General features: G+C 33.8%; 8 protein-coding genes and 1 tRNA gene. 5 read left to right on the forward strand and 4 right to left on the reverse strand.

Translation table 11 applies throughout. The annotated features are described in order from the left end of the window. The 4 genes from dnaN to GMD6S_RS07680 form a co-directional block, all read right to left on the reverse strand. A partial coding sequence (gene dnaN / locus GMD6S_RS07665; protein WP_000581144.1) for a DNA polymerase III subunit beta occupies positions 1–678 on the reverse strand: 678 nt, incomplete at its 3' end. 158 nt (positions 679–836) lie between these two features. Then, on the reverse strand, positions 837–2,198 hold the full coding sequence (dnaA, locus tag GMD6S_RS07670) for a chromosomal replication initiator protein DnaA (RefSeq protein ID WP_000660625.1): 1,362 nt from the start codon (positions 2,196–2,198) through the stop codon (positions 837–839). 216 nt (positions 2,199–2,414) lie between these two features. After that, the gene (locus GMD6S_RS07675; RefSeq protein WP_000410357.1) at positions 2,415–3,173 is read right to left on the reverse strand and encodes a ParB/RepB/Spo0J family partition protein; all 759 of its coding nucleotides are present in this window, start codon (positions 3,171–3,173) and stop codon (positions 2,415–2,417) included. Between the two features lie 57 nt (positions 3,174–3,230). Further along, positions 3,231–4,427 carry a S1C family serine protease gene (locus GMD6S_RS07680; RefSeq protein WP_000681802.1) on the reverse strand — a complete coding sequence of 399 codons (1,197 nt, stop codon included), beginning with the start codon at positions 4,425–4,427 and terminating at the stop codon, positions 3,231–3,233. Between the two features lie 185 nt (positions 4,428–4,612). Between GMD6S_RS07680 and rlmH the strand changes: the two genes are divergently transcribed. The 5 genes from rlmH to comE all read left to right on the forward strand — a co-directional run bounded on the left by rlmH (position 4,613) and on the right by comE (position 7,588). Continuing rightward, positions 4,613–5,092, forward strand: coding sequence for a 23S rRNA (pseudouridine(1915)-N(3))-methyltransferase RlmH (gene rlmH / locus GMD6S_RS07685; RefSeq protein ID WP_000694219.1), 480 nt, complete (start codon positions 4,613–4,615; stop codon positions 5,090–5,092). A gap of 43 nt (positions 5,093–5,135) precedes the next feature. After that, a tRNA-Arg gene (locus GMD6S_RS07690) sits at positions 5,136–5,209 on the forward strand. Positions 5,210–5,373: 164 nt separating this feature from the next. Continuing rightward, complete coding sequence (gene comC / locus GMD6S_RS07695) at positions 5,374–5,499, forward strand: competence-stimulating peptide ComC (RefSeq protein WP_000799678.1); 126 nt, start codon at positions 5,374–5,376, stop codon at positions 5,497–5,499. 20 nt (positions 5,500–5,519) lie between these two features. Then, positions 5,520–6,839: a competence system sensor histidine kinase ComD gene (gene comD / locus GMD6S_RS07700; RefSeq protein WP_000362883.1), complete on the forward strand. Its 1,320-nt coding sequence runs from the start codon at positions 5,520–5,522 to the stop codon at positions 6,837–6,839. Next, positions 6,836–7,588, forward strand: a complete 753-nt coding sequence (gene comE, locus GMD6S_RS07705; protein ID WP_000866079.1) for a competence system response regulator transcription factor ComE — start codon at positions 6,836–6,838, stop codon at positions 7,586–7,588. Before comD ends, comE begins: the two co-directional genes overlap by 4 nt. Positions 7,589–7,699 lie beyond the last annotated feature (111 nt).

Consider the following 7,699-nt stretch of genomic DNA (forward strand, 5'->3'; position numbering starts at 1 on the left):
AAAGAAAATCTCTACAGTTTCAATATCATCTGTAAATACCGCTGAAAATTCGCGTAGAGAGCGGCTAGGAATCACCACATCGAAATCATCACCATTTTTTTCAAGAGTCAATTTCTTCTGGCTAAGGCGATGAGAGTCTGTCGCAACTGTTTTTAGTTCCTTGTGTTGGCTCAAAACAAAATGGACACCAGTCAAAATTGGACGACTTTCTTGCGTACTTGCAGCAAATGCTGTTTCATTGATAATTTTCTTGAGTAGTTTGGTTTCAAGAACCAAAGGTGTGCTAGCTGAAATTTCTTGGATTCGTGGGTACTGTTCGCTATCTTTTCCTTTTAGAGTAATTTCTGATTTGCCACTTGTTAAGACAATTTGTTTTTGTTCAATCTCTTTAAAATCAAGCGTTACATCTGGAAGACTAGATACAACATTGATAAAGAAAGAAGCTTCTAGAAGAATCGAACCCAGAGAAGTGATCAAGAGACCAGCATCTTCATTCTTTTGAGAAATGAAATTTTCAATAGAAATTTGACCGTTTGAGCCAATTAAAGTAATTCCTTCATTGGTAACGTCAATTTTGATTGTTGATAAAATTGGAATAGCATTTTTAGAGCTTATTGCTCGTTTTGTGGTATTTAAGGCTTGTAGAAATAAATTTTTATTAATTGAAAAATGAATCATGGATTCTCCTTTATTTATTTTTAGTATTAGAAAGTTAATAGTAATAATAGAGTGTGTGAATTCTGTGGAAAACTGAGTGCTATTTAGTAAACTTAAGCTTCTAAGCTTGTTTAAAAAATGTGGATAAAAAAGATAAGAAAGGAAAAGTTATCCACAAGCTACTTAATTTTCTTTTTGATTGCTTCTATTTCTAAACGTAAATTATCGTCTTCGTCAATCAAGGATTTGATTTTAGCATGGGCATGAATAACGGTGGTGTGATCTTTTCCTCCGAATTCTTTTCCGATTTTTGGAAGACTGTTATCTGTCAGTTCTCTAGCTAGGTACATGGCAACTTGACGCGCTAAAACGATGTTTTGAACTCGTCTCGTTCCCTTCATTTCTTTGACACTCACTCCATAAAAATTACCAACTTCAGTTTGGATTTTCTCAATTGGAATAACAAGTATCTGGCGGGCGTCTTGCTTACGTGCTCTAATAGCTTCCGCAGCAATATCAATAGTAATATCCTTAATCTTCTTCACTCTGGCAATTAAAGTGATATCGTTGATTGCTCCTTCCAATTCTCGAACATTTGAATCAAATTGACCAGCCAAATATTCCAGAGTATCACTTTGGAAATGGTAATCCAAATGCTCTGTTTTACTTTGAAGAATGGCGATACGTGTCTCAAAGTCAGGAGGAGTGATATTTTGCGTCAATCCCCAGCTAAAGCGCGTGACAAGTCTTTCCTCAAGACCTTCTAGGTGTTTAGGACTTCGATCACTGGTTAGGACAATCTGTTTCTGCTTATCATGAAGAGCATTGAAGGTATTGAAAAATTCTTCCTGGGTCGCGACTTTTTTGCCACTGAGAGATTGGATATCATCGATCAACAAGAGGTCAAGACTACGGTAAGTCTTTTTGAACTTTTCCATTTCTCCAAGTCGCAAGTGTTCAAGAAAGTCATTGATAAAGCTTTCGGCAGGAATGTACTTGACACGCGCATCAGGAATATTTTTCAAAATCTCATTTCCAATCGCATTGAGTAAGTGAGTCTTTCCAAGACCAGGTCCTCCATAGATGAAAAGAGGATTATAGGTCAGAGCTAAATCTTCAGATACCGCTAGTGCAGCAGACACCGCCCAAACATTTCCATCACCTTGAATAAAGTTATCAAAGGTATATTTTTCTTTTAACCCTGTTTCGGAATAGGGAATCGTTGGTAGTGCAGGTGTGTAATCGTAAGTAGAGACACTATTCGTATCATTTACCTGAGGAGATTCTGTGCTCTGAGGTTTAGTGAAAATATAGTGAGGTTTGATTTCAGAATCATAAATTTCAAAACCAGCAGCAATGATAATATCTTTTAATTGCTTTTCCCACACCATTTCCATCTCTGATCTCGGTAGAAATATAGTAGCTGTATTTTCTTCTACTTTGATGAGTTCAGCAGGTGTAGCATAGAAATCATACATAGATCGTGTCAATCTTTCTTGAGCAAATTCTAAAATACGATTCCAAAATTGCTTTTCTTTCAACTAGTTTTCCTCCTTTACTATGATTTTAGTAGTTTAGTGCTAGACTTATTTTACCATAGATAGTAGGATTTTTCCACAGATTGGGGAAAAGAATCCACAATGTTAGTAGTATTTATCCACAGGTTGGGGATAAATAGGAAAATCCTTGATTTAATAGGGTTATTGATAAAAAAATTGGTGGATAAATTTGTGAGTTGAGAAAATAAAAGAACAGCCTTATTTCAGGCTGTTAATAATTCTATCGTATTCTTCTTGACTTGAAAAGGAGATAATAATCTTTCCAGTATCTTTTTTTGAAAGTTTAATTTCTACACTTAAACCGAGTAGTTTTTTTAATTTATCTTCTTCGTCTTTGATGAAAGAATCACTTTTTTTTTGCTTCTTTTGTTTTTTCTCTGTAAGAAGTGCTTCTAGTTTTCTCACAGAGATGTCTTCATTTTTAATTAGTTGAAAGAAATAGTCTTGCTGCTTCTTATCCAAACCAACTAGTGAACGTGCATGCGCTTGAGAAATTTTTCCATTTTCTACTTCAGTTAAGATATATTCTGGTAGGGAAAGCAAACGAATAAAATTAGTGATATAAGGACGAGATTTCCCCATTTTATCTGCTATCTCAGTGTGAGTAAATCCTTTTTCTACTAAAGATTCGTAGGCGCGTGCTTCTTCAACAGGATTTAAATTTTCTCTCTGCAAATTCTCAATGATTGACTGGATCATCATTTCCTGATCTGAGAGGTGCTTTACAACGGCTGGAATAGAGGTCAGACCAGCCAAGAGAGAAGCTCGATATCGTCTCTCTCCTGCAAGGATTTCATAACCAATTACAGGAGATTGACGAACGATGATTGGTTGGATAAGCCCATTTTCTTTGATTGACTGAGCTAATTCCTTTAGTTTATCTGCATCAAATTCTTTCCGAGGTTGGTAAGGATTCTTTTGTATTTCAGAGATAGAAATCATTTCAAATTTTTCCATGATTCTACACTAACATATCTTTTACTTTCTGTAAAGTTTTCTTTACACTGATGTCAATTAAGACTCTAAATCACTAGAATTCTTATCTAGTTTAATTGAGGTTGTTTCCTCCTTACCATTACGGTAGTAGGTTACTTTGATAGTATCTCCAATAGCATGATTGTAAAGAGCGTGTTGTAGGTCTGTTGATGAAGCAATCTCTTTATCGTCAACTTTGGTAATGACATCGTATTTTTGAAGATGTCCATTTGCTGGCATATTGTTTTGAACAGATCGAACAACTACACCTGAAGTGAGGCCACTTGGAATGTTAAGTTTTCTAAGATCACTAGCTCCAACATTTGATAGATTGACCATTTGAATTCCAAGGGCAGGACGAGTTACTTTACCATCACTTTCAAGCTGTTTAATGATATTTTGTGCATCGTTTGAAGGAATTGCAAAACCAAGACCTTCTACAGATGTTCCACCATTACTTGCAATTTTACTTGATGTTATACCAATTACTTGTCCTTGAATGTTTACAAGTGGACCACCAGAGTTACCAGGATTAATGGCCGTATCTGTTTGAATGGCTTTTGTTGAAATAGCTTGACCATCTTCAGATTTTAGAGAAACATTTCGATTAAGACTCGAGATGATTCCCTGTGTAACTGTATTAGCATATTCTGAACCTAGAGGACTACCGATAGCAATCGCTGTTTCTCCAACACTAAGTTGACTTGAATCCCCAAATTCTGCTACTGTTGTAACTTTTTCTGAAGAAATTTTAACGACAGCAATATCAGAGAAGGTATCAGATCCGACAATTTCACCAGGAACCTTGGTACCATCTGCTAAGCGGATATCAACTTTTGAAGCTCCATTGATAACGTGAGTATTAGTTACAAGATAGGCATCTTTATCATCCTTTTTATAGATAACACCTGATCCCTCACTTGCGATTTGTTGATTGTCTGAATCAGAATTAGTTTCATCACCATTAAATACACTACTTTGTCTACTGCTAGAAGAAGAATAAGTAATGATTGAGACAACAGCATCCTTAACTTTATTTACTGCTTGAGTGGTTGAGTTTTCATTTTTATAGGATGTTTGAGTGACAGTGCCAGAATTATTATTCGTAGCTTGATTTCCTTGTTTTTGATAAAGTTGTAATGTTACGAAACTTCCTAAGGCACCACTTAAAAATCCGATTAGAATGATTGCTAGAACTTTAACTCCTTTTTTGTAAAATTTTTGTAAGTGTTTCATAAACGCCTCCGTTTGTTATTTATTTACTCAGATTATAAACCTATTAACTTAATCCAAACTTAAAAGCTTAAAGTTTTACACAAGTTGTGGATAACTCGCTTTATTCTGTGAATTCACTAGTAATTTTGAATGATTTTTTTGTGTATAAGATGTGAAATGAAGTGTGGATATGATAGAATAGAAGAATGAAAATAAAAATTGTAACAGTAGGAAAATTAAAAGAAAAATACCTTAAAGATGGAATTGCTGAATATACCAAACGAATTTCACGTTTCGCCAAATTAGAAATGATTGAGCTCACTGATGAGAAGACACCTGACAAAGCCAGTGAATTAGAAAATCAAAAAATCTTGGAAACAGAAGGTGAAAGAATTCTTTCTAAGGTTGGAGAAAGAGACTTTGTCGTTGTACTAGCCATTGAAGGAAAAACACTCTCCTCAGAGGAATTTAGTAAGCAACTAGAGCAAGCTTCTATCAAAGGATATTCAACACTTACTTTTATCATTGGAGGGAGTTTGGGTCTAGCTCCTGTTGTAAAAAATAGGGCCAATCTTTCTGTCAGTTTTGGACGTCTGACATTACCACATCAGTTAATGAGATTGGTTTTAGTTGAACAAATTTACCGTGCTTTTACAATTCAGCAGGGTTCTCCTTACCACAAATAGAAGATTGACTTAGCTCTTGTTTTTTGATAGAATGGTCATGTTAGGTCTCATAGCTCAGCTGGATAGAGCATTCGCCTTCTAAGCGAACGGTCGCAGGTTCGAATCCTGCTGGGATCAATTTTAGATGCGAAGCTGGGGTAAATCCCAGCTTTTTTCTTAAAAAAGTGCGTTTCAGGTGCAAAAATGTACAGTTGGGAAGAATTTTTTCTTACATGGTCTTCATTTTGTATAATAGGTGTGTAAGTTAACTTACAAGGAAAAATAATACAGGAGATTTCATTATGAAAAATACAGTAAAGTTGGAACAATTTAAAGAGGTAACAGAGGCAGAATTGCAGGAGATTCGGGGTGGAGATTGGAGAATTTCAGAAACAATTCGTAATCTTATTTTTCCAAGAAGAAAGTAATGAAATAAAGGTAGAGAGTAATGGATTTATTTGGATTAGGGATAGCTATTTTTTATTTTATCATTATTAGCAAAATTTATGAATGGATCTGTAAAATAAATAGAAAAGAACAAATTGTTTTTTTCTGTTATACATGCATCTCAGTTTTTATACTTGAAGAAATTATTACACTAGTATTTTCTAATAGTTTTGCTTTGTCTAAATTTTTATTTCCTTTGGTTGTGTACCTTTATTTAAGAAAGTTAAAGAAGTCTGAAAAATACAAAGCTATTTTTATCAGTTTACTATTATCTTTATTATATCACAGTACTCATACTTTTATATCCGTAACCTTATCTTCTATAACAGGAGATGAAGTAGTATTACACTATAAAAGTACATTTCTTTTCGTAGTATTGTTGATGACTTATTTTTCTATTCTAATAATAATTCGTTATTTTCATCTGGATATTAAATATTTTGATAAAGATTATCTGTATCCTTTTTTAAAAAAAGTAATAGTTGCTTTCTTTGGTTTGCATATCTTATTGTTTATTTCAGATATAGTAAGTACAACTCATCATTTAAATAGCTTCGGAAGTATTTTATCAACCATTGTTTTTATTTGCTTGTTATTGATTTTCTTTGCAATGAATTCTCACAAGGTTCAAATTGAAAAAGAGATTGCTCTAAAACAAAAGAAATTTGAACAAAAACATTTACAGACTTATACTGATGAAATTGTGGAGTTGTATAATGAAATTCGAGGTTTTCGTCATGACTATGCAGGGATGCTTGTTAGCATGCAAATGGCGATTGACAGTGGAGATTTACAAGAAATTAACAGGGTTTACAATGAAGTCCTAGTAAAAGCAAATCAGAAATTGAGGTCAGAAAAATATACTTACTTTGATTTAAATAATATAGAAGATTCTGCTTTACGAAGTTTAATTGCTCAATCGATTGTCTATGCACGAAAAAATGATGTAGAGTTTACATTGGAAGTAAAGGATATCATTACTAGACTGTCAATAGATTTACTTGATCTTGTTCGTATAATGAGCATTTTATTAAACAATGCTGTTGAAGGGGCTGCAGATAGTTATTTGAAACAAATGGAAGTTGCAGTCATTAAAATGGATTTTGAAACAGTTATAGTTATCCAGAATTCATGCAAAATCACTATGACGCCTTCAGAGGATCTATTTGCCTTAGGTTTCTCTACCAAGGGAAGAAATAGAGGTTTAGGACTTAATAATGTTAAAGAGATTTTAGATAAGTATGACAACATTATTTTAGAAACAGAGATGGAAGACAACACATTTAGACAAATTATTAGATTTAAGAGGGAATTCGAATGAAAGTATTAATTTTAGAAGATGTTATTGAACATCAAGTGAGACTAGAGAGAATATTGAATGAAATCTCGGAAGAATCGAATATTCCTATTTCATATAAGACAACAGGAAAAGTTCGTGAGTTTAAGGAATATATCGAAAATGATGAAGTAAACCAGCTTTATTTCCTAGATATCGATATTCATGGAATCGAGAAAAAAGGCTTTGAAGTGGCTCAGTTTATCCGTCATCACAATCCTTATGCTATTATTGTCTTTATTACTAGTCGATCTGAATTTGCTACCTTAACGTACAAATACCAGGTATCAGCCCTAGATTTTGTTGATAAAGATATCAATGATGAATTGTTCAAAAAACGCATCGAGCAGAGTATTTTTTACACTAAGAGCATGCTGCTTGAAAACGAAGATGTTGTAGACTATTTTGATTACAACTATAAAGGAAATGATTTGAAAATTCCTTACCATGACATTTTGTATATCGAAACCACAGGAGTTTCTCATAAACTTCGGATTATTGGTAAGAATTTTGCTAAAGAATTCTATGGAACTATGACAGATATTCAGGAAAAGGACAAACATACCCAGCGATTTTATTGCTCCCATAAATCTTTCCTTGTCAATGTGGGAAATGTGAGAGAAATTGATCGAAAGAATTTAGAAGTTGTTTTTTATGAAGATCATCGTTGTCCTATTACCCGTTTAAAAGTCCGCAAACTAAAAGATATTCTAGAGAAAAAATCTAAAAAGTGATTGACAATTAGTAAGAAATTGATATAATGGTTATATCTGCTACAGATAGATGGTCCGTTGGTCAAGGGGTTAAGACACCGCCTTTTCACGGCGGTAACACGGGTTCGAATC

It is taken from the genome of Streptococcus sp. GMD6S, assembly GCF_000297015.1.

Excerpts from the sequence above, each read along its gene's own strand:
- comC (WP_000799678.1), top strand. The coding sequence starts at position 5,374 with ATGAAAAATACAGTAAAGTTGGAACAATTTAAAGAGGTAACAGAGGCA.
- comE (WP_000866079.1), top strand. The coding sequence starts at position 6,836 with ATGAAAGTATTAATTTTAGAAGATGTTATTGAACATCAAGTGAGACTA.
- GMD6S_RS07680 (WP_000681802.1), bottom strand. The coding sequence starts at position 4,427 with ATGAAACACTTACAAAAATTTTACAAAAAAGGAGTTAAAGTTCTAGCA.
- comD (WP_000362883.1), top strand. The coding sequence starts at position 5,520 with ATGGATTTATTTGGATTAGGGATAGCTATTTTTTATTTTATCATTATT.
- rlmH (WP_000694219.1), top strand. The coding sequence starts at position 4,613 with ATGAAAATAAAAATTGTAACAGTAGGAAAATTAAAAGAAAAATACCTT.
- GMD6S_RS07675 (WP_000410357.1), bottom strand. The coding sequence starts at position 3,173 with ATGGAAAAATTTGAAATGATTTCTATCTCTGAAATACAAAAGAATCCT.